The organism is Neorhizobium alkalisoli (assembly GCF_007829835.1).
Classification (GTDB): Bacteria; Pseudomonadota; Alphaproteobacteria; order Rhizobiales; family Rhizobiaceae; genus Neorhizobium.
Genome location: NZ_VIWP01000005.1, coordinates 523,893 through 550,320, shown reverse-complemented (window position 1 = coordinate 550,320; position 26,428 = coordinate 523,893). Strand labels below are relative to the sequence as shown.

At 60.9% G+C, this 26,428-nt stretch carries 21 protein-coding genes and 1 tRNA gene; 19 read left to right on the top strand and 3 right to left on the bottom strand.

Annotated elements, in window-relative coordinates; translation table 11 throughout:
- Positions 1-15: 15 nt before the first annotated feature.
- The 10 genes from FHW37_RS21720 (at position 16) to FHW37_RS21675 (ending at position 14,140) form a co-directional block, all read left to right on the top strand.
- Positions 16-92, top strand: a tRNA-Met gene (locus FHW37_RS21720).
- Between the two features lie 157 nt (positions 93-249).
- Positions 250-2,913 carry a carbohydrate-binding protein gene (locus FHW37_RS21715; protein ID WP_145640132.1) on the top strand — a complete coding sequence of 888 codons (2,664 nt, stop codon included), beginning with the start codon at positions 250-252 and terminating at the stop codon, positions 2,911-2,913.
- On the top strand, positions 2,913-5,156 hold the full coding sequence (locus tag FHW37_RS21710; protein ID WP_145640131.1) for an MGH1-like glycoside hydrolase domain-containing protein: 2,244 nt from the start codon (positions 2,913-2,915) through the stop codon (positions 5,154-5,156). The genes FHW37_RS21715 and FHW37_RS21710 overlap by 1 nt, the downstream gene beginning before the upstream one ends.
- A 210-nt stretch (positions 5,157-5,366) precedes the next feature.
- Positions 5,367-6,443 carry an ABC transporter substrate-binding protein gene (locus FHW37_RS21705; RefSeq protein ID WP_145640129.1) on the top strand — a complete coding sequence of 359 codons (1,077 nt, stop codon included), beginning with the start codon at positions 5,367-5,369 and terminating at the stop codon, positions 6,441-6,443.
- Positions 6,433-7,350, top strand: a complete 918-nt coding sequence (locus tag FHW37_RS21700; protein ID WP_145640128.1) for an ABC transporter permease — start codon at positions 6,433-6,435, stop codon at positions 7,348-7,350. The genes FHW37_RS21705 and FHW37_RS21700 overlap by 11 nt, the downstream gene beginning before the upstream one ends.
- Complete coding sequence (locus FHW37_RS21695; protein WP_145640127.1) at positions 7,347-8,126, top strand: ABC transporter permease; 780 nt, start codon at positions 7,347-7,349, stop codon at positions 8,124-8,126. The genes FHW37_RS21700 and FHW37_RS21695 overlap by 4 nt, the downstream gene beginning before the upstream one ends.
- Positions 8,113-9,186: an ABC transporter ATP-binding protein gene (locus tag FHW37_RS21690; protein WP_145640125.1), complete on the top strand. Its 1,074-nt coding sequence runs from the start codon at positions 8,113-8,115 to the stop codon at positions 9,184-9,186. The genes FHW37_RS21695 and FHW37_RS21690 overlap by 14 nt, the downstream gene beginning before the upstream one ends.
- Positions 9,187-9,194: 8 nt before the next feature.
- Positions 9,195-9,758 (top strand): cysteine hydrolase family protein, encoded by a 564-nt coding sequence (locus FHW37_RS21685; RefSeq protein WP_145640124.1) that lies wholly within the window; start codon positions 9,195-9,197, stop codon positions 9,756-9,758.
- A 282-nt stretch (positions 9,759-10,040) separates the two neighbouring features.
- Positions 10,041-10,580, top strand: a complete 540-nt coding sequence (locus FHW37_RS21680; protein WP_145640122.1) for a (2Fe-2S)-binding protein — start codon at positions 10,041-10,043, stop codon at positions 10,578-10,580.
- Entirely contained in the window at positions 10,580-14,140 is a 3,561-nt protein-coding gene (locus FHW37_RS21675) for a molybdopterin cofactor-binding domain-containing protein (protein WP_145640121.1), read from the top strand. Before FHW37_RS21680 ends, FHW37_RS21675 begins: the two co-directional genes overlap by 1 nt.
- A gap of 319 nt (positions 14,141-14,459) precedes the next feature.
- Here FHW37_RS21675 and FHW37_RS21665 read toward each other — a convergent pair whose 3' ends face one another.
- Together FHW37_RS21665 and FHW37_RS21660 are read right to left on the bottom strand one after the other, a co-directional pair.
- Positions 14,460-15,275: a ferredoxin--NADP reductase gene (locus tag FHW37_RS21665; protein WP_145640118.1), complete on the bottom strand. Its 816-nt coding sequence runs from the start codon at positions 15,273-15,275 to the stop codon at positions 14,460-14,462.
- 84 nt (positions 15,276-15,359) lie between these two features.
- Positions 15,360-16,700 (bottom strand): hypothetical protein, encoded by a 1,341-nt coding sequence (locus FHW37_RS21660; RefSeq protein ID WP_145640117.1) that lies wholly within the window; start codon positions 16,698-16,700, stop codon positions 15,360-15,362.
- Between the two features lie 448 nt (positions 16,701-17,148).
- Between FHW37_RS21660 and FHW37_RS21655 the strand changes: the two genes are divergently transcribed.
- The 5 genes from FHW37_RS21655 to FHW37_RS21635 all read left to right on the top strand — a co-directional run bounded on the left by FHW37_RS21655 (position 17,149) and on the right by FHW37_RS21635 (position 21,853).
- Entirely contained in the window at positions 17,149-18,468 is a 1,320-nt protein-coding gene (locus FHW37_RS21655; RefSeq protein WP_145640116.1) for an ABC transporter substrate-binding protein, read from the top strand.
- A gap of 122 nt (positions 18,469-18,590) precedes the next feature.
- On the top strand, positions 18,591-19,472 hold the full coding sequence (locus FHW37_RS21650; RefSeq protein WP_145640114.1) for a branched-chain amino acid ABC transporter permease: 882 nt from the start codon (positions 18,591-18,593) through the stop codon (positions 19,470-19,472).
- The gene (locus FHW37_RS21645; RefSeq protein WP_145640113.1) at positions 19,469-20,431 is read left to right on the top strand and encodes a branched-chain amino acid ABC transporter permease; all 963 of its coding nucleotides are present in this window, start codon (positions 19,469-19,471) and stop codon (positions 20,429-20,431) included. Before FHW37_RS21650 ends, FHW37_RS21645 begins: the two co-directional genes overlap by 4 nt.
- Complete coding sequence (locus FHW37_RS21640; RefSeq protein WP_186458344.1) at positions 20,419-21,153, top strand: ABC transporter ATP-binding protein; 735 nt, start codon at positions 20,419-20,421, stop codon at positions 21,151-21,153. Before FHW37_RS21645 ends, FHW37_RS21640 begins: the two co-directional genes overlap by 13 nt.
- A gap of 1 nt (position 21,154) precedes the next feature.
- Positions 21,155-21,853 (top strand): ABC transporter ATP-binding protein, encoded by a 699-nt coding sequence (locus FHW37_RS21635; protein ID WP_186458343.1) that lies wholly within the window; start codon positions 21,155-21,157, stop codon positions 21,851-21,853.
- 2 nt (positions 21,854-21,855) lie between these two features.
- On the opposite strand, the gene FHW37_RS21630 is transcribed toward FHW37_RS21635, so the two are convergent.
- Positions 21,856-22,290 (bottom strand): MarR family winged helix-turn-helix transcriptional regulator, encoded by a 435-nt coding sequence (locus FHW37_RS21630; protein ID WP_145640109.1) that lies wholly within the window; start codon positions 22,288-22,290, stop codon positions 21,856-21,858.
- 337 nt (positions 22,291-22,627) lie between these two features.
- Here FHW37_RS21630 and FHW37_RS21625 point away from each other — a divergent pair, with 337 nt between their 5' ends.
- Genes FHW37_RS21625 through FHW37_RS21610 form a run of 4 tightly spaced genes read left to right on the top strand, consistent with a single transcriptional unit; the run spans position 22,628 to position 26,209 of the window.
- A complete protein-coding gene (locus FHW37_RS21625) occupies positions 22,628-24,121 on the top strand; it encodes a 6-hydroxynicotinate reductase (protein ID WP_145640107.1) in 1,494 nt (497 codons plus the stop codon).
- 9 nt (positions 24,122-24,130) lie between these two features.
- Entirely contained in the window at positions 24,131-25,054 is a 924-nt protein-coding gene (locus tag FHW37_RS21620) for a UPF0280 family protein (protein WP_145640106.1), read from the top strand.
- Complete coding sequence (locus FHW37_RS21615; protein ID WP_145640104.1) at positions 25,047-25,628, top strand: amino acid synthesis family protein; 582 nt, start codon at positions 25,047-25,049, stop codon at positions 25,626-25,628. The genes FHW37_RS21620 and FHW37_RS21615 overlap by 8 nt, the downstream gene beginning before the upstream one ends.
- Positions 25,625-26,209 carry an amino acid synthesis family protein gene (locus FHW37_RS21610; protein ID WP_145640103.1) on the top strand — a complete coding sequence of 195 codons (585 nt, stop codon included), beginning with the start codon at positions 25,625-25,627 and terminating at the stop codon, positions 26,207-26,209. The genes FHW37_RS21615 and FHW37_RS21610 overlap by 4 nt, the downstream gene beginning before the upstream one ends.
- Positions 26,210-26,428 lie beyond the last annotated feature (219 nt).

Genomic DNA, 26,428 nt, shown 5'->3' with positions numbered 1-26,428 from the left:
AAGGTTTGCGCTCAACGCGGGGTGGAGCAGCCCGGTAGCTCGTCAGGCTCATAACCTGAAGGCCGCAGGTTCAAATCCTGCCCCCGCAACCAAATATCTTCTTTCCAAAAAGAAACAGATAACCATCCCGCCGACCGCCTCTGAACGGCGGATGCCGGGAATGATCTTGCCTCTTGCAATTTCAATCCAATGTCATTTGTATGCGAATGAATTACTGTTGAGCTTTAATCCCTCGAAAAGGCGATTGATGTGCCGGGCTTTGGTAAGGACGACAGGCGATCTCATCTCTTTGCGGATCCACCGGCAGAGTTCCGCCCTGCCGCCTACTGGTTCTGGCACACGCTTCCCGCCGACGATGAAATCGAGACGCAGCTGCGGGATTTCCGAAACCAGGGTTATGGGACGATCCTGATCCAGGCGCGTCTTGCGATGCCGCGCGAACTCTACCTCTCCGAAGCCTTTCTTGAGCGCTATCGCAAGGCTGTCGAGGTCATGCAAAAGCTCGGCCTCGTTGCCGGTCTCTATGACGATTACAATTGGACGAGCGGGCAGGCGGGTGGCCGGACCGTTTCAGGCGCGCCGCATCTTTCGGAACGACATCTTTTCTGGGCGACGACATCCTCGTCGGGCGGCGAGATCAGCGGCATAGAGGCACCGTTCGCGACCGGTATGGGGCCTGATATTGCCAGCTGGATCTATGACGGAGGACGACCTGTCTTCGGAGAGTGGGAGCTTCTCGCAGCCGTTTATCATGGTCCCGGCTTCTCGCAAATCGAAGACGTTTCAGCCAGCATACGTATTGTGCCGGGCGAAGGTGGCTGTCGGTTCGAGATCTTGGGCGAGATCGATGCGGATCGGCAGATAACCGTTTTTGTCTCTGCCCGGTGCCTTACGTCGCGGCTGATCAACTATCTTCTGCCCGAGGCCGGCGCGCGGTTTGTCGAGGTTGGCCTTGAACCTTATGCACGGCGTCTAGGTCATTTGATGCCTGAGACACTGCAGTTCCTGTTTTATGATCAGCCCGGCCCGCAATTTTATACCTGGAACCAGAAATCCGGAAATCTCGGCAATAGCCTGCTTTATGCCCCTTCATTGCGAAGGAAAGTGGAGGAGGCGACCGGTCTTGTCTTCGGCCAAGCGCTTTTAAACCTGCTCTACGATCTTGGGCCGGAAACGGCTGCTGTGCGTGTGAACTTTTACGCTACCTATTCGCGACTGATGAATGAGGCCTTCTTCGGGCCGGTCAAGGCGTTCTGCGAGCGGCACGGTCTGCGCATGACAGGGCATGAGATCCTGCCGCATGTCGGCGGTTATGCGCTGAATGGCGGGTTCAGTTCGGTCGATCCGCGCGTCGTGCCGGGTGTCGATTTCTTCGGCATCGATGCCTTTCGAGACGAGACTGCGGTCGATGCGAACAATTATGTCCCGCAGCTTTCACCAAAACTCGGCGATTCCGTTGCACGTGCCCATGGTCGGGCCAGAACCATGGTCGAGATCTATGCGACCGCCACCCGCACCGAAGGTCGCGGGGCCGGGCAGTGGGAACTGACGCCGGCAACGCTTCGGGCGCAGTCGATCCGCATGCACATGGCCGGCGCCCGCCAGGTCATCATGCACGCGCTTTACCAGACGTCCGGTTCAGACGGAGATCCGCGGCTTTTCGTCAACCCGCGTTTCGATTTCGCGCCGGGGCTTAATTTCGAGCCTTGGTGGGACCATCATCGCGGGATTGCGGACGAGACGGCGAGGCTTTCAGCTTTTCTCGAGGATTTCCGCCCGGAAACACCTGTGGGTGTTTTTTATCCGTTGGCGACGGCGCTGGCGGAAGGGCCGCGCCATCTGCACGGCCCGCATTTTGGCGCCTGGTGCGAGGCACTTGCAAAGCTGCCATGTGGGCACATGATCCTGGACGAGCAGAGTATCGCTGACGGCGAGGTTCGCGATGACATGCTTGTTGCCAATGGCCTTTGTTTTTCAGCGCTCGTCCTGCCCGGTGCCTCCCGCATCGCCTCGTCGGCTGTCATGGTGAAATTGGCGGAGTTTGTTTCCGCCGGAGGCAGGCTTTGGATCTCGGGTGTCGACCCGAAATCCCTCCGGGGCGAGCCGCTCGGCTGCGGGGTCAGGTTTTCTGATCCGCCGGGTCTGGCGACGCTCGCCGAGCTCGTTTCGCATCTGCCGGATACTGCTCCGAAGATCTTGGCGGGCAGCGCCGTCAGCTCGACGGTCGGCCGCGATTCCGAAGGTTTCTGGAAAGTCGTGATTTTCAATGATGGCGGGACGGACGAAGCCGTCCGCGTCACGCTCGGCGCTGGTTTTGTCTTCGAAACATGGGATGTGGAGACCGGTACGCCAGAACCCCAGCGTGCCGCACGTCTCCTCGATATTGCTCTTGCTCCTCACGATCTGCTTTGCCTGAGAATGCGGAGCGGGGAGGGGACTGGCGAGGAAGTCCAACTGAGATCCACGCTGGAAGATCATGATGCAATGATCACCTTGTCGACCTGCTGGACATTCCGAACGGTCGACGAAGAACCTGCCTGTCCGATCTTCGTCACTACCGGTTGGCAGGCGCAAGGCTATGCGTCCTACTCCGGCATCGGCCTCTATGAATGCAGTTTCGATCTACCTGATGCCTGCGAGGCCGTTCTCGACCTGCCGGGCGTTTCTGTTGCGGTGGAGGTGAGGCTCGATGACAGCATTGTGGGGCGCAGGGCACGACCCCCGTTCCGTATCGATCTCGGTCGTCTCGACGCCGGCCCGCACAGGCTGGCTCTTCTTGTCGCGAATACTGCAGCCAACCGGTTTTATGCCGATACTCCCTATGCCGGCGAACCGTGGCCGGACGAAAGCGGCTTGACGGCAGCGCCGCGTCTGTTTCTCTTGCCCACCGCAGATATGAAGGAGACGGCCTGATGCGCGGCCATACAACCACACCGCTCTCTATGGCCTGGAACAGCTGGTCGCTTCGGCCTGCCGAACTGTTCTATCTACCGCTCGGGCTGAAGATCACGCCTGTCCTCTATTCCACCCGCGCCCGCGCCACGAGCCTGATCGAGCCGCGCAAGGACAAGGTCCGTTTCGGCCGCCATGCGGTCGGCAATCGCCTGATCGAAGTGGAGACGGAGCTTGCCGGAACCGGGATCGGTTTTTCCGCCGGCGCGATCGATCCGTTCGTCGTCAAGGGCTCGTGGAGCGCCTCAACGCTTGGCGAATGGGGCACGCGCTTCTGGCTGACGCTTGCGATCTCGGCAGAAGGCGGCGAGACAATCCGTTATGACGAGAAGGAGCAGGTTGCGCTGGTGGAAATCGACCGCCGCTTCCTTGCCGTCGTGTCGCGCTCTGCGCCAATTCAGGTGACGGCACATGACAGTATCGAGGCGCTGCGTGCTGATTTCGAAGAGAACGGCTATTTCTACACCGCCACGCGAGGGTCTGAAGCGCCGGTCATCGCGCTTCGCTTCAACATGGAAATGATGCGGGACGGCGGTTATGGCGCGGCGATCGCGGACAGCGCGGAACTGGCTGTTCGCAATGCGCGCGCCGCGCTCTATGCAGAGATGCCGGACCTGCCCGAATTGCATCAAGGCAAGTTTGAAGGCGCGCTGGATGCGGTGCGGGATGTGGTCGGCTGGAACACGATCTGGGATGCGGTCAATCGACGGGCCTATACCGCCGTCACGCGTATCTGGAATCTCGGTGAATTCGCCGTCTGGTATAATGACCAGACATTTGCGGCTCTTCTTGCCAGCATGTTCGATGCCGATCTGGCGCGGCAGAACATGGCGGTTGCCTTGGCCGGTGCGACACCGCAGGGAAATGTTGCCTGTATAGTCACCTCAAACGACGCCTGGGTGGATCGCAGCCAGCCGCCGCATGGTGGTCTGGTCGCATGGCTCTGCTACCAGCGCACGGGCGAACGCTCGATGCTGGAAGCGAGCTTCGAGGCGCTATCGCGAAACCAGCGCTGGTGGCGCGAGAACCGCGATCCGGATGGCGTCGGCCTGATTTCCTGCGGTACAAGCGAGGTCGGCGGCGGGCTCTACAAGGGCACGATTTTCGGCGCGCGCAACGAAACGGGCATGGACAATTCCACCACCCATGACGAGGCGCTTTACGAACCCGATACGCGGACGCTTTCGACCTTCGATCTCGGCCTCAACTGCGCACTCGCGCTCGATGCGGAAATGCTTTCCCGGATGGCCGATGTGCTTGGCAAGCCGGAGGAGGCGGAAGAGTTCGCGTGGCTGGCGGAAAGCAGCCGGCAGCTGATCCGCGCGGAACTGTGGGACGAAGAGCGCAAGATTTTTGCGAACCGTCAGCGTAAGGGTGGCTTTGTCCGCTCGCTGTCGCCGACATCGTTTTATCCGCTTCTCTGCGGTGCTGCTTCCGAAGAACAGGCCCGGCACCTTCTCACGCATCTGTCGGATCCCAAAACGTTTGGCGGCGATTTTATCCTGCCCAATGCGACGCGTGATGATCCGGCCTTCGCGGAAAACGTCTATTGGCGCGGCCGCATCTGGCCGAATGTCAATTTCATGGTCTGGCTGGGGCTGAAGCGCTACGGCTTTGCGGTGGAAGCGAGCGCGCTGGCCACGAAGAGCTACGATCTCTTCATGCAGTCCTGGCGCGAGCACCGGGTCGCGGCGGAAAACTACAATGCCAGCACCGGCGAGGCTCTGGATCAGGGCGATACCGATCCCTTTTACATCTGGGCGGCACTCCTGCCGATGATGGCGGCCGACGAGATATCCGGTTTCGATCCCTGGAGCGGATGGACTATTTCCAATGACGGGCGCGATGCCCGGTTTGGTCCGTTCCTCTCGCCGGTCGGTCTTGCCACGGTCGAGATCTCGGAGGGCGTTCTGCGGATCTATCGCGGAGAGAAACCTGTTCTTTCCACGAACCTGACGGGCAGGCTTTCCGAGGTCGAATTCACCCCAACGGGTTTTGCTTGCGTGATCGATGGTCCGCCGATGCCTGCCGGTCACCTGACATTATGCGGTCTTGATGCCAGCGCTATTGTCGGGGCTCGGCTTGATGATGTCGCCGTCGATTGGAGTGCGACGCCGGAGGGGGCAGGCTTCGATTTTTCCAAGGCTGAAGGACGCGCAAAACTGGTTGTCTGGCACGCGCCGGCTGGCCGCAAACAGAGTTGAGCCGGTTGATCCGAGGGCTGCTTGACAAAGAAAAAAGCTAGGCCATACTCGTTTGTACACAAACAAAAATGAGGGCCTTCGAAAGGTTCGATGATCTGCGAGGAAACGGGTTGTCGGTAAAATTCGAGGGATCCGATCGTGCAAAGATATTCGGATACGTGCCTGTCGTTCAAGGCAGGTCGGGAAGAGCGATCAACAAGGGGATCCAGCATGATTAAGACTACGCGTCGTCAGACCCTCGGCCTCATGGGAGCAGGGGCGCTTGCCGCCTCGCCGCTGTCATTTGGCGCCAGCACCGCTCGTGCGGCAACCAAGATCACCGTGCTCAACTGGCAGGGTTACGGCACCGACGAAAAATGGGCGCTCGAAAAGTTCAAGGCCAAGACCGGCATTGAAGTCGTGCATGACTATTTCAGCTCCGAACCTGAAATGCTGACCAAGCTGCGCACCAATCCGGGTGCTTACGACGTCGTTCTCATCAACAGCGCCCGCACCCAGCAGGCCGCGAATGAAGGCCTCATCGTCCCGGTCGATTTCGCAGGTGTTCCCAATTCCGCGAACCTCTCGCCGGAACTGAAGGACCATGCGAACCTCAAGTTCGGCGGCAAGACTTTTGGCGTCGCCTGGGTCTGGGGCATTACCTCGCTTGCCATCCGCGAAGGCGACAAGAAGCCGGAAAGCTATGCCGCGCTCGCCGATCCTGCCTTCAAGGGCAAGGTTGCGCTGTTCGACGATGCGGTGACGGGTGTCGCCATCGGTGCGCTTCTCTCCGGCCAGGACATGAACAATCCGAGTGACCTGAAGGCTGTCGGCGACAAGCTCAAGGGCTTCAAGGATAACGTCAAGCTTCTCTGGTCGAGCGAAGACCAGTGGAACAAGTCTTTTGCCGCCAAGGAATTCGATCTGTCGGTCTACTGGTCCGGCGCTGCCGTTCGCTCCAAGCGCAACAGCAAGCTGCCCGTCGAATTCGTCGTTCCGAAGGAAGGTGGCATCGGCTGGCTGGACAATCTCTGTGTCCCCGCGAGTGCGCCGAATGCCAAGGCTGCGCTCGACTTCATCAACTATATGATCGATCCGGACTTCTATTTCGAATGGGCAACCAAGGTCGGTGCACCGGCTTCCGCCAGCGCTGCTGCCATGGAAAAGCTGCCGGCTGACGATCTCAACCGCGTCATTCACAAGCAGGCCTATCTGAAGACGATGACGATCCAGTCGGCCCTGCCGGACGACCGGCGTGAGGCCTTCAACAATCTCTGGCAGGAAGTGAAAGCTTCCTATGCCGGCTGATATTCCCGTAGCTTCGACAGGCACGCCTTCCGGCGTGCCTGCTCGGCGCGGCATTCCGGGCAGCGTTGCGACCATAGCGCTTTTGCTGCCCTCCTATGCCTGGCTGTTGCTGGCGGTCTTTCTGCCGCTCTGTACCATGTTCGTGTTCAGCTTCATGAACGCGACGCCCATGGGCAAGACACCGATCGTCTTCACCCTCAAGCACTATCAGGCTTTCTATACCCAGCCCTATCTGGTGAAGATCGCCTGGGATTCCCTGTTGATGGGTTTCTGGGCGACGCTGAGTTGCGCGATTCTCGGTTTTTTTGCCGCTCTGGCGCTTGCCCGTGCGACGACGGGGCGGGTGCGTGAAACGCTGCTGATCCTGATCCTGCTGCCGTTCTGGACCAATGGCCTCGTGCGTGTCTTCTCCTGGACGATGGTTTTGCGCGAAGGCGGTTTTCTCGACATGCTCCTGCATTCGGTCCTGCCCGATGCCGGGTCGATCGGCTTTCTCTATACGCGGCCAGCCATCGTGCTCGGCCTCGTGCACGGCTATCTGCCCTATATGATCCTCACCTGTTACATCGCGCTGGTGACGATCGACGACTCCATTCTGGAGGCGGCCGAAAGCCTTGGCGCACGCTGGTGGACCATTCTCGGCAAGATCCTTGTGCCGCTGGCATTGCCGGGCCTGACCACAGGGGCTGTTCTCACCTTCGTTCCCGTCATCGGCGCCTTTATGGAGCCGCGTATTCTCGGCGGTCGCGTCGGTGTTACGATGGGAACGGTGATCGAGGACCAGTTCACCCAGGCCTTCAACTGGCCGCTCGGGGCTGCACTCTCCTTCACCATGCTGGCCGTGGTGCTCGCCATCTTCGCGACCTTTTCGGGCGTGCTCAGAAGAAATTCGGGAGCTGCCGCATGATCGCTCTCGGAAAATTCTATTTGCTTGCCATTCTGGTCTTCCTCTATCTGCCGATCATCGTGATGATGGCAATGGGGTTCAACGACTCCTCGCTTTACGAGCTGCCCTTCCATTTCACGACGAAATGGTATGTCGCGCTTGCGGATAACAGCCAGCTGATCTCGTCGGGCATCAACTCGGTCGTGATCGCGCTGATCACCGCCGTGGTCGCGACGGTTGCCGGCACGATGGCGGCAGTCGCACTCGGGCGGCGGGTGATCCGCGGAAAGTCGCTGTTGCAGCTGCTGCTCCTGCCGCCGATCGCCATTCCGTGGCTCATCACCGGCACGGCCATGCTGGTCTTCTTCTTCTGGACGGGTATCGGGCGCGGCATGCATGCGCTGATCCTCGGCCATGTGGCGCTGGCCATTCCTTATGTCGTGCTGGTCGTCGGCACGGGGTTACAGACGATCCGCGCCGATCTGGAGGAGGCGGCCATGAGCCTCGGCTCGACGCCGGTGCATGCCTTCTTCTCGGTCACGCTGCCGCTTCTGGCGCCGAGCATTCTGGGGGCTGCCCTCTTTGCCTTCGCCGTCTCGCTCGACCAGTTCGTGATTTCATATTTCCTGTCGACACCGGGCTTCACCACGCTGCCGGTGCAGATCTATTCAGCAATCCGCAAAGGTTTCACGCCGGAGATCAACGCCATATCGACCATCCTTCTTCTGGGGTCGATGGCGGTCATCGTCGTATTCGCCGTCTTTGCGCGCCCCGGAGGCAATCGTGACAAACGTTAAGATCAACTCCGTCGCCAAGAATTATGGCCAGGTATCCGTCCTGTCGGACATTACCACGCAGTTTCCGGAAGGATCCTTCACCAGTCTGCTCGGGCCGTCCGGCTCCGGCAAGACGACCCTGCTCAGGATCGTTGCCGGCTTTGTGACGCCGGATAGCGGCACGGTTTCGATCGGCAGTCGGAATGTGACCAATGTACCCGTCTGGGCCCGCAATATCGGCATGGTATTCCAGTCCTACGCTCTGTTCCCGCATATGACCGTGCGCGAAAACGTCGCCTTCGGCCTCGCCCGGCGCGGCATCAAGGGTGCCGAGGCGCGCAGCCAGATCGACAGGGCACTGGAAATGGTGCGACTGCCGGGGTTTGGCGATCGTAAGCCAAAACAGCTCTCGGGTGGCCAGCAGCAACGTGTTGCGCTTGCCCGTGCACTGGTGATTCAGCCGAGCGTTCTTTTGCTCGATGAACCGCTTTCTGCGCTTGATCGGCGACTGCGGCAGGAAATGCAGGTGGAGCTGAAGCGTATCCAGCGAGAGACGGGACTGACGACGGTGTTCGTTACCCACGACCAGGAAGAGGCGCTTGCTCTTTCCGATCAGGTCGCCATTCTCGATCGCGGCCAGATCGTCCAGATGGGTGTTCCGACGGATATCTATGAAAAGCCGAAAACGCGGTTTGCGGCCGAATTCCTGGGCGATACGAATTTCCTCACCGGCACGGTTTCCGCGCGGATCGTCACTCTCTCCGATGGTACGGCCATTCGGCTTGCCGATGCAGAGGTCGCGCCTTCGGACGGGCAAAGCGTGACGCTTGCCGTGCGGCCGGAGAAGATAAGGATCGTCGAGGGTGTTGCCGATGCTGAGCCCGGACTGAACCGTTTGCAGGCACGGGTGACTGCGGTCATCTATGCAGGTGCTGCCTTGACCTATGTGCTGACCGCCAGCGACGGCACGCCATTCAAGATCTTTGCGCAGAATACGACCGGTACGATCATCCCGGAAGGCGCGCAGGTGACGCTGACCTGGGAGCCGAAGCATACGATCCTGTTACAGGATCAGGCCTAGAGGCGGCTATGGAAACCCGCCATATCGTCATCGACATGCAGCGCATGTTCGCGGAAGAGACGCCATGGCATGCGCCGGCGCTCGCAGACATTCTGCCGAATGTGCTGATGCTTTGCGACGCCTATGCTGGCCGCACCCTGTTTGCGAAATTCATGCTTCCCGCATCGCCGGAAGCGGCGCTGGGTGCATGGCGCAGCTATTACGACCGATGGTCGGCAATGACGACGCAAGATATCGACCCCGGCATGCAGGATCTTATCGAACCCTTGCGTAAAATCGCACGGCCTGAGACGATCGTCGAAAAGACTACGTATTCGATTTTTGAAGTGCCCGGATTTGCCGAGAGGCTGAAGGCAGAAGGTGTGGGCAGGCTGATATTCAGTGGTGCCGAGACCGATGTCTGCGTGCTCGCCAGCGTCTTCGATGCCATAGACGCCGGCTTCCATGTCGCGATCGCCGCCGATGCCGTCTGCAGCAGTTCCGTCGATGCGCATGACGCCGTGCTAAAACATCTTCTGCCCCGTCTGCCGGAGCAGATCCAGCTGGTCGAAAGCGCGCGGCTTTTGCTGTGAGCCTTATGGTTGCCTTGCCCAGACGGGAAACGCCTGAGCGGTAATTTCTCAGGCGCCCCGAAATAGGATTGACAGTCGGGTGCTGACTGGCAATCATTTGCATACAAACGATGGGCGCCAAGACCCGGGGAACGAGATGAGAATTCTAGCTGGTCATGACCGGCTGCCGGTCTTTTGGCCGGTGCTCGGTCACATCTGTCTTCGGACAGGCCGCCTCCGGCAAGGCGCGGTCTGTCGTCGGGCGTTGTACGGGTCTGTTCGCCCAGGTCGGTGCAAACGCTGATGAAGCCGCAGAGCATCCATCTCACGGTCAATGGCAAGAGCCACGAACTTGACCTGTCGCCCGATACGCCTCTGCTTTACGTCCTTCGCAATGATCTCTGTCTGAACGGCCCGAAATTCGGTTGCGGGCTCGGTGAATGCGGCGCCTGCGCGGTGCTCGTCAACGGCAAGACCGTTCGCTCCTGTTCAATCTCGGTTGCCGCTGCTGAGGGCCGGCAGATCGTCACGCTGGAAGGTCTCGGCACGGTGGAGGCGCCGCATCCTGTCCAAAAGGCTTTTGTCGAACAGCAGGCGGCCCAGTGCGGCTATTGTCTCAACGGCATGATCATGGCCGTGGCAGGCCTCATCAACCGCAATCCCGATCCGACAGAGGCCAATATCCGCGAGGCGCTGAAAGCCCATCTCTGTCGTTGCGGTACGCATATGGAGATCCTTGCGGCTGCAAGACGGGCCGTTGAACTGATGCGCGAGGCCAGGCTCGATGAAACTCGGCTTGTGGAAATACCGGTCGAGAAATCCCGGCGTGAGGAAGCATTGTGATGACCGAATCCCGAGAAATGATGGCCTCAGCCTATTTCGACGTTCCGGAAGCATTGCTCGTCATTCGCCGGAACGCTGCCGGCGCGCGTGAACTTTTTCTTGCCATCCTGCCCGGCGGTCAGGTGACCGCTTTTAACGGCCATGTCGATCTCGGCACCGGCATCCGCACGGCACTTGCGCAGATCGTTGCGGAAGAGCTGGATATTCCGTTCGAACGGGTGACCATGGTGCTCGGCACGACGACGGCCGTGCCGGATCAGGGGCCGACCATCGCCAGCGAAACGATCCAGATCGCGGCAAAACCCTTGCGTCTGGCCGCGGCCACCGCGCGTCGGCATCTGTTGCAAATGGCAGGTGCTTTGCATGCGCTGGAACCGGCCGTGCTGATGATCGAAAACGGCGTGATCCGGCCGCGGGGCGAATCCAACTGGGAGCTGGATTTCGATGAACTCATTTCCGGCCGTAACGAAGAGATCGAGATCGATCCGGCTGCACCCGTCAAGGCGGTCGGCGAATACAGGCTGGTTGGCAAGGGGCAGAAGCGTAACGATATCGCCGCCAAGGCGACCGGCACATGGTCCTATGTTCATGACGTGCGTGTTCCGGGCATGCTGCACGGCCGGGTCGTCCGTCCTCCCTATACCGGTTTCGACAGCGGCGATTTTGTCGGCCGCAGCCTGATCTCCGTCGATGAGGCGTCGATTGCCCATATACCCGGCATCGTTTCGGTGGTGGTCGATGGCGATTTCATCGGGATTGTCGCAACGCGCGAAGAGTTTGCAGCGCAGGCCGCCCGAGAGCTCAAGACCAGGTGGCACGCTCTGCCGGACTTCCAGGATCTAAGTGAGCCGGAGGAGCCACTCCGTCAAAACCGCTCGAAACCGCGGCTGCTGCGCGATCAGGGCGATGTGGAACGCGCGCTTGCCGGTGCTTCGCCGCTGATGGAGCGGACCTATGTCTGGCCCTACCAGATGCACGCCTCAATCGGCCCTTCCTGCGCCGTGGCGGACTGGAAGCCGGATGAGCTCGTCGTCTGGTCGGGAACACAAAACCCCTATCCCATGCGCCGCGATCTGGCGCTGCTGCTCGGCATGCCGGAGAGCAGCATCGTCGTCGAGCGCCTTGAAGCCGCTGGCTGTTATGGCCGCAACTGTGCCGATGACGTGACGGCGGATGCAGCCCTTCTGTCACGGGCAGTCGGTCGGCCCGTGCGCGTGCAGCTGACCCGCGAGCAGGAACATGCCTGGGAACCGAAGGGCGCTGCACAGGTGATCGATGTGCGCGGCGGGCTCGATCTTGAAGGCGGCCCGGCGGGGTATGAATTCGACACGCGTTATCCATCCAACCTGTCGCCGACTTTGGCACTGATCCTGACCGGCCGCGTGCCGAATACGCCCGATGTCGCCGAGATGGGCGATCGCACGGCGATCCCGCCCTATGCCTTCGGCAATATGCGGGTGACGGTGCATGACATGCCGCCGATCGCGCGCGCCTCATGGTTTCGCGGCGTCTCGGCCATGCCGAACTCCTTTGCGCATGAGAGCTTTATCGACGAGCTGGCCGCGGCCGCCGGTGTCGATCCGGTCGAATACCGGCTGCGCTATCTGACCGACAGCCGCGCCGCCGATCTCGTGCGCGCGGTTACGGAAAAGGCTGAGTGGAAACCGCGTACCCGGCCCGAAACCGAGGGCGCCGAAGGCGATCTCCTGTATGGCCGCGGTTTTGCCTATGCCGTTTATGTCCATGGCAAGTTTCCCGGCGTGCCGGCCGCGTGGTCGGCCTGGGTTGCCGATGTTGCGGTCAACAAGAAGACCGGCGAGATCGCCGTCACCAAGATCACAGTCGGGCAGGATTCCGGCCTGATGATCAACCCTGACGGGGTAAAACACCAGATCCATGGCAATGTCATCCAGTCGCTCAGCCGGGTCCTGAAAGAGAAGGTGAGCTTTGACGGGCTGAAGGTCGAAAGCGTCGAATGGGGCGGTTATCCCATCATGACCTTCCCGGAAGTGCCGGATATCGACGTTCTGATGCTGCCGCGGCCGAATGAGGAGCCGCTTGGCGTCGGCGAATCCGCCTCCGTTCCGAGTGCTGCGGCCATCGTCAATGCGGTCTATGATGCGACCGGCCTGCGCTTCCGCGAGCTGCCGCTGACCCCGGATCGTATTCTCAAGGCGCTGCGCGAACAGCGTGGAGAGCTTTTGGCCGGTTCTGCAGCCGCAATTCCGAAGAAGCGCAGCTGGTGGAAACTGCCCTTGGCGCTGGCCGGCATTGCCGGGGCCGTTGCTGGTGGCATCACGCTTGCCTCTCCGGTCCGAGGCGCATTTGCTCCCATTCCACGGCCGGATCCCGGCGTGTTCAGCGCCGCGACGATCGAGAAGGGCCGGCTGGTCGCAGCCGCTGCCGGCTGTAATGTCTGCCATGTCGGGGCGGATGGCACGGCTTTTTCCGGTGGCCACGGGTTCGAAACGCCGTTCGGCCGGGTCTATTCGACCAATATCTCGCCCGATCTCGTTCACGGCATCGGCAACTGGTCTTATCCGGCGTTTGAGCGGGCCATGCGCCAAGGCGTGGCGCGGGATGGGCGGCATCTCTATCCTGTCCATCCCTACACATCCTTTGCAGGCGCGGATGAAGCCGATCTTCAGGCGCTTTATGCCTATCTGATGTCGCAGGCGCCCTCAGTCGCGGTGCCGCCCGAAAATACGCTGAAGGCACCCTTCAATATCCGTGGGCTCCTTGCCGGCTGGAATGTGCTTTATCTCGATCCACAACCATTCAAAGTGGATGAGACGAAGACTGCGAGCTGGAACCGCGGCGCCTATCTGGTCGAGACGCTCGGCCACTGTTCCGCCTGCCATACCGACCGCAACATGCTCGGTGCCGAGAAGCAGGGTTCTGCGCATCTTGCCGGTGGTTATGCCGATGGCTGGGTTGCGCCTGCGATCAACGGGGCAGGGGCCTCGCCGGTCGGATGGACGAGAGCCGCCCTGTTCGACTACCTGCGCACCGGGCATTCCGCCGATCACGGCAGTGCCGGCGGGCCGATGGCCGGTGTCGTCAAATCGCTCTCGGCCCTGCCCGACGAGGATATCGCCGCCATGTCGGAATATCTCGCCAGCCGCGGGGACGCGGTGTCCGGTGAGGAGGCTGCGAAACAGCGTGAGGCGAAGCTGGTGGCAGCCGATGCTGCCAAGGGGCGGGCACTTGAAATCTCGCCTGCCGGGGCCCGTATTTTCGAAGGGGCCTGTGTTTCCTGCCATGAGAGCGCTTCACCGCTGGCAGGTCTTGCCCTCAACACCAATGTTTCCTCAGGCCGGCCGGACAATGTCATCAACGCGATCCTGGGCGGCATGCATGCGCCGGCAGTTTTGACCGCGCAGGCCAGTGCTGCAGATCTCGAGATCATGTCGATGCCGGGCTTTGCCGAGAGCCTCAGCGATCGCCAGATTGCCGATCTTGCGGCCTATGTGAGGGCGCGTTTCGCACCGGATGAGGCGCCTTGGGAAGGGATGAAGGAGGCTGTTTCCAAGGCTCGGGCTGCGGTGGCGGGGCATTAGGATGCGGATTTCAGCTGCGGTTGCTGAAGGATTGAAGGAATGCGCCGCCCACCTCATTCCTGTGACGGGCACAGGAATCTAGCCAGCCCAAGTCTTTGGGCTGAAAGAACTCTTCTGGCCGCGCAGACGCGCGTCGGCTGGATCCCTGTGACAAGCACAGGGATGAGGTCGGAGAGGCCAACGCCCAGCCAATAGACATCGTCCAACTTGCGTAAGGTTGTGGAAATTGCCGCAGCCCCCAGCCCTTCGCTTTGGCTCAAGGCGTTCGCAGCTCAAAACGCTCCACTGGAGCGTTTTGCCGGCCGGAGGCCGTCGCTGCTCACCCCACAAACGCCCTTTCCACGACGAAGGTGGCCGGCTTGTTATTGGCACCTTCGACCAGTCCAAAACCTTCCATCATGGCAGACGTGTCCTTGATCATCGCCATCGAGCCACAGATCATGGCGCGGTCGATCTCCGGCGAGATGGCCGGCAGGCCGGTCATGTCGAAGAAGCGGCCATCGCCCATCAGGTCGGTGATCCGGCCCATGCGGGGAAAAGTCTGGCGCGTCGTGCTGGTGAACAGCTTTAGCCGGCCCTCGACCATTTCGCCGACGAGCGGGTCGTTGGCGAGGTCCTCGACCAGGCGGGTGATATAGGTCAGCTCATCCACCTGCCGGCAGGTCTGGATCAGCACGACTTCCTCGAATTTCTCGTAGGTCTCCGGGTCCCGTACGAGGCTCGCAAACGGCGCGACGCCGGTGCCAGTCGAAAACAGGTAGAGCCGCTTGCCGGGCACGAGCGCGTCGAGCACGAGCGTGCCGGTCGGCTTCTTGCGCATCAGCACCGTATCGCCGAGCTTGATCTTCTGCAGGTGCTCCGTCAGCGGGCCGTCCGGCACCTTGATCGAGAAGAACTCGATCTCCTCGTCCCAGGAAGGGCTGGCGATGGAATAGGCGCGGTAGACCGGCTTTTCGGCATTCGGCAGGCCGATCATGATGAATTCGCCGGAGCGGAAGCGGAAACTTGCCGGGCGGGTGATGCGGAAGCGGAACAGGTGATCCGTGAAATGTTCGACGGCCACGACCTTTTCCGCAAACACGTTGTCGGGGATCGGAAAGGCAGGCGCAGCTTCAGAGACCGCATGCATGTTCATCGCTCAATCACCTTCGTCTCGGCGGAAAATTCATTTGTGTACAAACGATATTGCCGTGGAATGCGAAAGCCGTCAAGCCTGGCGTCAGCCCACGGTCGGCGTCGACAGGAGCCAGAGGCCGAACACGGTGTAGCCGACCATGACGAGGGCGAGAAAGATCTGGCTTACGGTGGCGCGTGCGGGCTTTTCGAAATGCCGGAGCGCGATCATGTGGGCGAGCAGGATGCCGATACAATGGCCACCGGCGATGATCGCCGTCTGTGCGGTCCAGAGTTTTTCGACATTGTGGATGTCGATCAGCATGGAGGCCGTCACATGCCATTCCGCCGTGCCGAACAGGTCCCAGCCTTGCGAAAACGGGTCGGAGATGGCGGCGTAGAGATATTGCCCGTTGATCAGCAGCAGGCTGAGATAATGCGCGCCATGGAAGGCGACCGAGATCGGTATGATCGAATAGACGAGATGGGAGGCTAGCAGGCGAAATCTCACCGCATCCCTTTCGCCGGCAAGCCAGGCTCCGGCGAAGACAGAGACGAAATAGACCAGCCCCAGCGTCAGCGGAGCCGCGATCAGCCCGAATGTGTTCGGCAGGGTGACGGCGCTGCGGCCCGGAAATTCCAGCGGATTGATGCCGATCGCCGAAAGCCATGTGAAGGTTTCGGCAAATCCGTCGAAGGATGCGGTGCCGAGCGTCAGCAGCAGGAATATGGCGGCGCTGACGGGTGGTGGATCCTGCGTGACGCAGCGCTGGCCCGGCCAGCCGATCCGCACCGTTGCCCATATGCCGCTTTTCGGCGGTTCGATCTGCAGCGGAGCGATCATGCCGATCATGCGGAAATAGACGGAGAAGGGTTCGCCGCGCCGCGTCCATTCCTCCTCGCCGAACAGGATCATCGCGGCGAGATTGCCAAGCCAATAGAGCGTGACCGCAAAGGCAAGCCGTGGCGGATCTTCGGGCGCGAGCGAGATCAGCTCGTACCATGCGAAGAGAAGGAACAGGATGATGGCGGGGAGATAACCGAGCGCATCGGGAAGTCGGGCAAGGGGCTCGCTGCCGATCGGCCGGCCGCTCAGGCGCCGGAGGATCGCAAGTGGCCCCGACCACGGATTGAGCCAGGGCCAGAGATTGCCGACCACTGCCTGCAGCAAGGTGAAGGCGACCCAGAAAAGTGTCCAGACGAAGAGCGGCAGCGGGTTTTCGAGCGGATCAGCCGTCGAATAGAGGCCAGTTGCGACAAGCACGGCGAGAAGCAGAAATGTTGCCGTGCTGGTGAAGACGGTCGGTGCCACGGGGCGGCGGTGGAGGGTGATGACCGCGCGGCTTGCGCGATCGAACCAGAGCGAAGGGACAAGCAGCAGGGCGACGAATGTGGCGACAACGGCGATGGCGCCGCCCGTCAGGTAATAATCGGTGGGCAGCAGCATGACCAGGCCACGTTCGGTGCCATGGGCCGCTGCCGGGGCGGGGTTCAGCAAAAGGCATGAGAGCGCGGCCGATAGACAAATTGGCGACAGGCGGATTGGCGGCAAGGATCGCCCTTTGCGGCCCGTGACTTGCAACTTCATTTCGCCCCCGAATTCGTCGCCCGATCTAACGTCCATAATGCCTGATTTTGCCGATGGGTACTTCCATGCGGCGGTGTCTTCCGCCAGACTGAGGACCACTCCGATCCGCTGGCCCAGGAGGGCGATCAGAGGGGCAATCATTGGCATACAAACAGGAGCGGCTGCCGAAGTCCACGTTAAAATAGTTGTTTTGCAGGACCTCGCGCGTTGCGCTTGTCAATCGTCAAACATCGTGATTTGTTGGTAGTCGAATGATCTGTCGCATCAGAATGACGGACGTCATTTCCACTAAGAGGGGAAATTTCACATGAGCGATAAAACCACCGATAAAACCAAAGAACCTAAATCTTCGATCACCCGCCGCTCCACGCTTCTCGGAATGGGAGCTGCGACCGGCGCCGGCATTATTTCTTCCGTTTCTCCCGGCTTTGTCCGCTATGCGCAGGCCCAGACGTCCGAGCCGATCAAGCTCGGTTTCGAATGTCACCGCACCGGTATCGGCGCATCCTACGGCCGCTGGTACGAGCGCGTCGCCAATGCTGCGGTCAAGATCATCAATGACGAGGGCGGCATTAACGGCCGGCCGGTCCAGCTGATCGTCGAGGATGACGGCACCGATCCCAAGCGCGGTGCCGAAGTCGTCGAAAAATTCGCGACCCAGCACAAAGTCGATGCCGTTTTCGGCACGCTCTTCTCCCATGTCGTCGTGGGTGCTGCGCCGCGTGCCGGCGAACTCAAGATGCCCTATCTCGTCGTGTCGGAAGGCACGCATGTCTCGTCGGGCAGTCTCAACCGCTACTGCTTCCAGCCGGGCATTACCGATGTGCGCAGCCAGGTCACGTCCATGGCGCCGTGGATCACCAAGAACCTCGGTAAGAAGGTCACGATGATCTTCCCGGACTACGCTTTCGGTTACGACCATCGCGACAATCTTCCGCCGGCCATCAAGGCGCAGGGCGGTCAGGTCGTCGAGATGATTGCCGTGCCGCCGACGGAAACGTCCTTTACCCGCTACCTGCCGCGCATTCCGACCGATACCGATGTGCTCTATCACATCATGGTCGGCCCGGCGGTTCTCACCTTCGTCACCGAACTCGGCCAGTTCTACGGCTCGCAGCGTCCGGCTATTTTCGGCTTTATCGACAGCGTCGAGGCCGTTAATCTCGCGACACCGCAGCTGGGCTTCCTCGATGGCACCTATTTCTGGGAAGGCATGCCGCGTTATGCCCAGAAGGACCAGAGCCAGTGGGACAAGCTCTATCGCGCCGCAGTTGGCGTCGATGATAATGGTGCCAGCAAGGCCGATCCGAAGGATATTTCCACCTACGCCCATATGTACGGCGTCTGGGAAACCCTGTTCACGATCAAGCAGGCCATGCAGTCTGCTGGTTATGCCGGCCCCAAGGACAAGGCCAAGTTCATCGAAGCGCTTGAGGCGATCGAGAAATTCGATGAAGGCCGAGATCACCCGCAGGGCGACAAGATCTTCAACGGCAAGAACCACCAGGCCTACGGCCACCAGAACATCTCCAAGGTCAATGGCGCGCGAATGGACGTCGTCCATCGCACCTCGATCGAGGACGGCATGTACGAGGTAAAGGCCGACTATACGAAGATGTCGCTCTGACCGAGCCTTGAGCCGAGGGCGCCGCTACAATCGGTGCCCTCAGCCGTCTCTCGTGCTTCCTTTCCCTGATCTTTCATGGCATTCGGCAAGGGGCACGTGTGTCCCTGCATAAGGAGAAAGTCTTGGCTTTCGGTCCGTTTCTGCTGCTTGCGACATTGGAAGGGCTGCTTCAGGCTGCCGTTCTGACCCTGACCGCACTTGGTCTGTCGCTCGTCTTCGGCGTCATGCGCGTCGTCAATGTTGCCCATGGCGAATTTTATATGCTGGGCGCCGTCTTTGCCTGGTGGGTGGCGTCGATGTTCGGGATGCACCCCGCGGTCGGCTTCTTTGTGGCGCTGATCGTCAGCCCCATTATCGTCGGCGCCATCGCATTTGCAAGCGAACGCCTGATTCTCAAGCGCCTGAATTACGATCCGGAATCGACGATCGTCGCGACGATCGGCATGCTCTATATCATCCAGCAGACCACGCTTCTGACCTATGGACCGGATGCAAGGCCGGTGCCGGCGCCCTTCTATTACCGCATCCAGCTGCCCTGGTTCGGTTATTCCGGCTATAATCTCTTTGTCATCGTCGCCGCGATCGTGATGCTTGTCGCCGTCTGGTTCGTGCTGAGCCGCACCCGTCTCGGCCTGATCATGCGGGCGACCCAGTTCGACCGCGAGACGGCCCAGGCCTTCGGCATCCCGATCGAGCGTGTCTATGCCTTCGTGTTTGCCGCCGGCGCGATGCTGGCCGCCATTGCCGCCGTGCTGATCGTGCCGATCCGGCAGGCGCATTACCTGATGGGGCTCGACCCGCTGCTTCTGTCCTTCATCGTGGTCATTCTGGGTGGACTTGGAAGCTTGAGAGGAACCGTCGTCGCGGCGCTGCTGATCGGTCTCAGCGACGGCATCATTTCCGTCTTCTTCTCGCCGACGCTTGCCAAGATGATCTCGACCCTGCTCGTCGCCCTTGTCCTCGTCTTCAAGCCGGAAGGCCTGTTCGGAGCCAAGGCACGATGACGGCATCCCGTACGATGCGCGTCATCGCGCTGCATGTCGCGGTGCTTGCGGCCCTCTTCCTCGTCCAGTTCGTGCTGCCGGATTATCATTATCTGGCCATGACGCGGGTGATGGTGCTCGCCATCTATGCAATGGGCTACAATATGCTGTTCGGTTATACCGGCCTGCTCAGCCTCGGCCATGCGATGTTCTTTGCGGCCGGTCTCTACGGCGCTGGCATGACGGCCTATTACACCGATCTCGGCGTGCCGCTCGCCTTCCTGATCGGTATATGTTGCGGCGCGCTTCTGTCGCTTATCATCGGTCTCGTCGCCCTGCGCACGACCGGCGTCGCCTTCATGATCGTCACCATGATGTTCGGGCAGGTGGCCTATCTGACGATCACCTATTTCACCGATTATACCCGCGGTGAAGAAGGCCTGACCATGCCGGCCTCCGCCCGCAACTTCGATTTCCTCGGCCTGCATGTCGATCTGACGAATGCGGTCCTGCGCTATAATCTGGCGCTGGCGCTGCTGGCCATCACGCTGTTCGTCATCCTTATCCTGGTGCGCGGGCCGATGGGCCGAGTGCTGATCGCCATCCGCGAAAACGAGCCGCGCACGCTGATGCTTGGCTTCGACACGTTCAGGACGAAACTGGGCGCGCTTGTCGTCTCCGGCACGATTTCGGCCATGGCGGGCGCGGCCTATGGCCTTCTGTTTGCCTATATCGGCGCAAGCTTTGCCTCCATCCAGTATTCGATCGAGGCGCTGCTGTTCACGCTGCTCGGGGGCGCAGGCACCGTGCTCGGGCCGCTACTCGGTAGTATCCTGATGTTCTACATGATCGATATCGCCAGCGAGTATACAGCGGCCTATCTGCTCGTCACTGGCGTGGCGCTGGTGCTGCTCGTGCTTTTCTTCCCGAAAGGCATTTTGGGGACGATCCGCGAAAGGTGGTTGCCGTGGCTTCCGTGACCCTGCTCAGGACCAAGGGCCTCAGCCGCCAATTCGGCGGGCTGAAGGCGGTCAACGATGTGAATTTTGCCATCCGCGAAGGCGAAATCCGCGCGCTGATCGGCCCGAACGGCGCGGGCAAGACGACCTTCGTTTCGCTTCTGTCCGGCCGCATCGCGCCGAGCGCCGGCTCGATCGAGTTTCTCGGCAATGACATTACCGCCCGCCCGGCACACAAGCGCGTGCGGGACGGCATCGCCTATACGTTCCAGATCACAAGCATCTATCCGATGCTGAGCGTGTTCGACAATGTCGCGCTCTCGGCACAAAGCGCCTTGCAGCGTTCGCCTGGAGCGAAGCCGGCGGTAATTGCCGCGAAGGCAAAGGAAGCGCTGGAGCATGTGGGACTCAGCGATAGGCTCAGGGATCGCGCCGGCACCATGTCCTATGGTCATCAGCGGCTGCTCGAAGTGGCCATGGGGCTGGCGCTGGAGCCAAAGCTTCTCATCCTCGACGAACCGACGCAGGGGCTTTCCGATGGTGAGATTGAGAATTTCTGTCGGCTGGTGAAGGAGATTTCCCGCTCCGCGACCGTCCTGCTGATCGAGCACAACATGCCGGTGGTGATGAAACTCGCCGATACGATCACGGTGCTGAACCATGGCGAGATCCTTGCCGAAGGTTCGCCCGAAAATATCCGCGCCAACGCGGCCGTGCAGGCCGCCTATCTGGGGACGGGCTGACATGCTGGAAATCTCCGATCTCGACGTCTATCACGGCAGCAGTCAGACCTTGAAAGGCATGTCACTCACTCTTGGTAAGGGCGAAGTCCTCTGTCTTCTCGGTCGCAACGGCGCGGGCAAGACGACTACGCTGCGCGCCATCATGGGGCTTGCGCGGGCGCAGCGCGGCAGCGTCCGTCTGGATGGTGCCGAAATCTCGACACTGCCGGCCCATGAAGTGCCGAGACGTGGCATCGGTTATGTGCCGCAGGGCCGCCGGCTGTTCTCGGAACTGACGGTGCGGGAAAATCTCGAAATCGGGCTGATGACGCGCCGCAGTCCGCGTCGTGTACTCGACGAGGCGCTCGCCTTGTTTCCCCGCCTGCAGGAGCGGCTTGGCCAGGTTTCCGGCACCTTGTCCGGCGGCGAACAGCAGATGCTTGCGACCGCGCGCGCGCTCTGCATCGATCCTTCCGTCATTCTGCTGGATGAGCCTACCGAGGGGCTGATGCCATCGATGATCGCCACCATCCGCGATGTCATCGTCACGCTGCGCGATCACGGCAAGGCGATCGTTTTGGTCGAGCAGAGGGTCGAGGCCGTGCTGTCGGTCGCCGACCGTGTCTGCTTTGTCGAAAACGGCAGGGCGCAGGCGACGATGCCGGTTCAGGATTTGAGGGACGATCCATCCTTGTTATCCAGATATGTCGGCGTAGGATGATGTCAGGTGATCTTGTGCAGCAGTTCGAGGAACATCATGCGCTCGCCGGGCGTCAGCGGTTCAAGCGTGTCCTTGGTTGCCTGAATTGCGGCAGCGAGGTTGTTGTCGATCACGGCGTGCCCCTCGTCGGTGAGCTGCAGCACCAGTCTGCGCCCATCATTGGGGTCGGCCGCGGTGTTGATGTAGCCGCGCTTGACCATCCGGTCGACGACGCCCTTGATGGTCGTCACGTCCATCGCGGTCTCGCGGCCGAGATGATTCTGAGAGGTGGGGCCAATCTGCTTGAGCTTGCTCAGCGCCGCCCATTGGGTCGTCGTCAGCTTGTCGCCGATCAGTCCGTTGAAGATCGCCACATGGCGCTGGTTGGCCTGGCGGATGAAGAAGCCGATCTGCCGGTCGACTTCGTAATCGGCCGTTTCGGATCGTTTGCTGTTCATCGGTTTCAAATCCTGCCGTTGCATGGCTATGGCGAGGTTGGATCCGCGCCGCCGCTCATGAGACCGGGTTTAGACTGAAGGGCGGCAATGTCAATCTCAATGGCCGGGAACGGTATGTTTTTCAGCAGTTTCGGTCGTTTGATGACGTCAGGCGGCCGATGAAAATAACATGATCCGGCGGCCGCGAAGCAGCCGGAAAGCCGACTTGACAGCTGGTTGAAGGCGATCGATACTCATTTGCATACAAATGAAAATGATCCGCCGGATGCGGTAAAATTCAAGAAGCGTTAGCCGGCTCTCCGCATCCAAAGTGGCAACCCTCGGGAAGGAAATCTCCTTGGTCAAGCAATTGGTCGAAAGTACCCTGAACGGCAAGATCCGCTGCGATGCCTGTCCCGTGATGTGTTATATCGCGGATGGCCGCTCCGGCGCCTGCGATCGTTACGCGAATGTGGCGGGAGAGCTGATCCGGGTCGATCCGCTGACGATCATCGAGGCGAACGAGGCTGAAGGCGGCAAGGTCGTGCCTTTCCTGCCGGCAGGCGGCGCGGCAGACTGGGATGGCGAGATCGTCCAGTCCCGCGGCGCTTTCGTCACCGCGATCGGTGCGGGCACCACCTATCCCGATTACAAGCCTGCGCCCTTTATCGTGTCCCGCAAGGAAAACGGCGTCGATATGGTCACGGTCGTGACCGAGGGGATTTTCAGCTATTGCGGCGTCAAGGTGAAGATCGATACCGACCGGTTCCTGGGGCCGGAATCTGCGCCGGTCAGGGTCGATGGCGAACCGATCGGCCATGTCATGACCAGCGAATACGGCTCACAGATGCTTTCGCTCGGCGGGGTGCATCATTTGACCGGCGGCTCCAAGAAGGAAGGCCGCGTCACCTGCGACAGTCTCCTGAAACTCTGTAATCGCGAATCCGTCGAGATGACGATCGACGGAGGGTCCACGATCATCGTCGCGGCGGGTCAGGCGCCGATCATCAATGGTGAGCAGGAGCAACGCATGCGCGTTGGTTGCGGTTCTGCGACGATTGGCATGTTCGCCCGCCAGTGGCTCGGCCATGTCGACGAGGTCGTGGTCGTCGACGATCACATTACCGGCGTCCTGTCCGAACATCAGGCCGGCAAGCTGCTCGACATTCCGCCGACCGGCATTAAGATCAAGGGCCGCCGTTCGACGCCCGGCCGTTATTTCCAGGTGGCGGAACCGGGAACCGGCTGGGGCGGTACCAACATTACCGACCCGCTTTCCATCCTCGGCGATTTTGACGCCAAGACGGCCTATCCCGGCCTTCGCATGCTGATGGTCTCCACGACCGGCGAGCAATACGGCTATTACATTCTGGACGATAACCTGCAGCCGGTCTTGCAGACGATCCTGCCGCCGGCGCTGCAGCAGTCGGTCGAGGTGATCGAGGAAAACTGCGAACCGGCGCTTGCTTCGGTCCTTTTCATCGGCGGCGCGGGCGGAAGCCTGCGGGCCGGCGTCACCAACAATCCGGTGCGGCTGACGCGTTCGGTCAAGCAGGCGCTGACCCATGTCTCCTGCGGCGGCGCGGAGGCATATGTGTGGCCGGGCGGTGGCATCACCGTCATGGCCGACGTCATGGACATGCCGACCAATTCCTTCGGTTATGTTCCGACGCCGGCACTCGTCGCGCCGATCGAGTTCACCATGCGTCTTGCCGATTACGAGGCGCTTGGTGGTCATATGGATGCCGTGGTGCCGATCGAGCAGGCAGTCGCACTTGCCGAGCGCAAGATCGGTCCGGTCTCTGCCGGCTCCTGGCCGACGGATAAGCGCAATTTCCGCTGGGGCGCATAGGTCGAGATTATGGCGGGAGCGGCCGCATATTATCTGGATGGAAGTGCTGATGGTCGGCTGCATCTGCAGCACGGTCCGATCGACCTCGTCATCGGTGTCGATGGCCTCGCGCCGCATCTCGCAGCTCAGCGCCGGATCGCCTATGAGGCCGCGCACGCCCGGTTTGCAACGATCCTCGATGAACTGGTTTCGGAACTGCCGCTTCTGAAACAGCCTGCAGGCAAGGGTGGGGCAGTGCTGGCCGGATCTGTCGCCCGGCGAATGCTGGCTGCCGTCATGCCTTTTGCCGACAGCCATTTTATCACCCCGATGGCTGCGGTCGCAGGCTCTGTGGCGGATGAAATCATAGCTTCGATGCTCGGTGCTTTGCCGACCGATGATCGTCCGAACCGGATCTACGTCAACAACGGCGGCGATATCGCCCTTCATCTCGATCCGGGGGCACAATACCAGATCAGAATGGCGCGCGAGGATGGCGTTGCTTTCGGTGATTTCTCCATCGCTTATGATGATGCAAGCCGCGGCATCGCCACCAGCGGCCGCGGTGGCCGCAGCCTTTCGATGGGGATTGCCGATTCCGTCACGGTGCTCGCAGCGAATGCCGCCGCCGCCGATGCCGCTGCTACCCTCATCGCAAATGCCATCGATCTGCCGGACCATCCGGCTGTGACGCGCAACCGCGCCATCGATGTCGTGGACGATAGCGATCTCGGGGAACGGCTGGTAGTCACCGGTTGCGGCTCCCTATCGCCTGACGAAATCGCCGAAGCGCTCGATGCCGGGCTCGCTCAGGCCGAGAATTTTATCGCGCAAGATCTCGTTCATCGAGCCGCGCTCTTCCTGCGCAACGAAGGCAGGCTTGCCGGCCAACGCGAACAGACTAAACCTTCACCCGAGACACCCATGTCACTGGAGCATCGTCCTCATGCCTGAACCCGTCGTCCGCAAATATGCGCTCACCGTCGAAGAGATTTTTCACGAGGGCGGCAAGCCCGTCGATAAGCCACTCAAGAAGGGTGTCATTCTGGCGGTTATCGAAAACCCCTTTGCTGGCAGCTATCACGAGGATATTGCCGGCTTCATGAAGGATCTCGAGCCGCTTGGCGTATCGATGGCGGGGCGTCTGGCGGAAGCGCTGGGCGGCAAGGACGAGATCGAGGGGTATGGCAAGGGCGCCATTGTCGGTCAGGCCGGCGAGCTGGAACATGGCGCGCTCTGGCATGTGCCCGGCGGTTACGCCATGCGCGAAATCCTCGGCGATGCCAAGGCGATCGTGCCCTCGACCAAGAAGGTCGGTGCTCCCGGCGCACGTCTTGATATTCCGGTCACCCATATCAACGCGTCTTATGTCCGCAGCCATTTCGATGCGATGGAAGTCGGCATTCCGGATGCGCCACGCGCCGGCGAGATCGTGCTCGCGCTGGTGATGACCACCGGCGCCCGTGTCCATGCCCGCGTCGGAGGGCTCAAGGCCGCCGAGATCAAGGGCGAGGACGGGCTGCGGTGAGCGCCGAAATCCGCAAGATCACGGTCGTCGTCGAGGAGGTGCTGACGGAGGCCGGCCAGAAGGTCGATCCGTCGACGCGCCGGGCGGCCGCCATCGCTGTGATCCGCAATCCCTTTGCCGGGCAATATGTGAAGGACCTGTCCCTCCTGATCGATCAGGGCGCTGAACTCGGTGGCATCCTTGCGCAGAAATGCGTCGAAGCCCTCGGCATCGCGTCGTCCGAAGCCGAAAGTTACGGCAAGGCGGCGCTGGTCGGTGAGGATGGCGAGCTGGAACATGCCGCCGCGCTGCTCCATCCCGCCATGGGCAAGCCGGTACGGGATGCGCTCGGCGGTGGCGCCGCGCTCATTCCTTCATCGAAGGCGCGCGGTACTCTGGGTGCCTCATTCGACATTCCGCTTGGCCACAAGGATGCAGCCTTCGTGCGCTCTCATTTTGACGGCATGATTGTCTCTGTTGGTGATGCACCAAGGCCGAACGAGATCGTTGTTGCCGTGGCCGTTACGGATAGTGGCCGCCCGCTTCCCCGCGTCGGCGGGCTCGCGAAGAATGAGATCGTTGGCAAGGACGGGTTGCGCTGAGCCAATCTTGCAAGCGCGGACCGGATCGTTTATTTTCAAGGAGTGGAAGGCGAGCTCTCGCCCACCTTCCGTTTGCTAGAGAATGAGTTGGAGCCGGAACAATAGCGACCAGCCTGTCCGGCTCCTTTTCATTTTTAGTGTGATGCGGATCGGCCAAGGCCTCATCGCACACCTCCTTGTTCGACAGCGAGGCTGACGCCACAGCCGGAGGAGCCCATT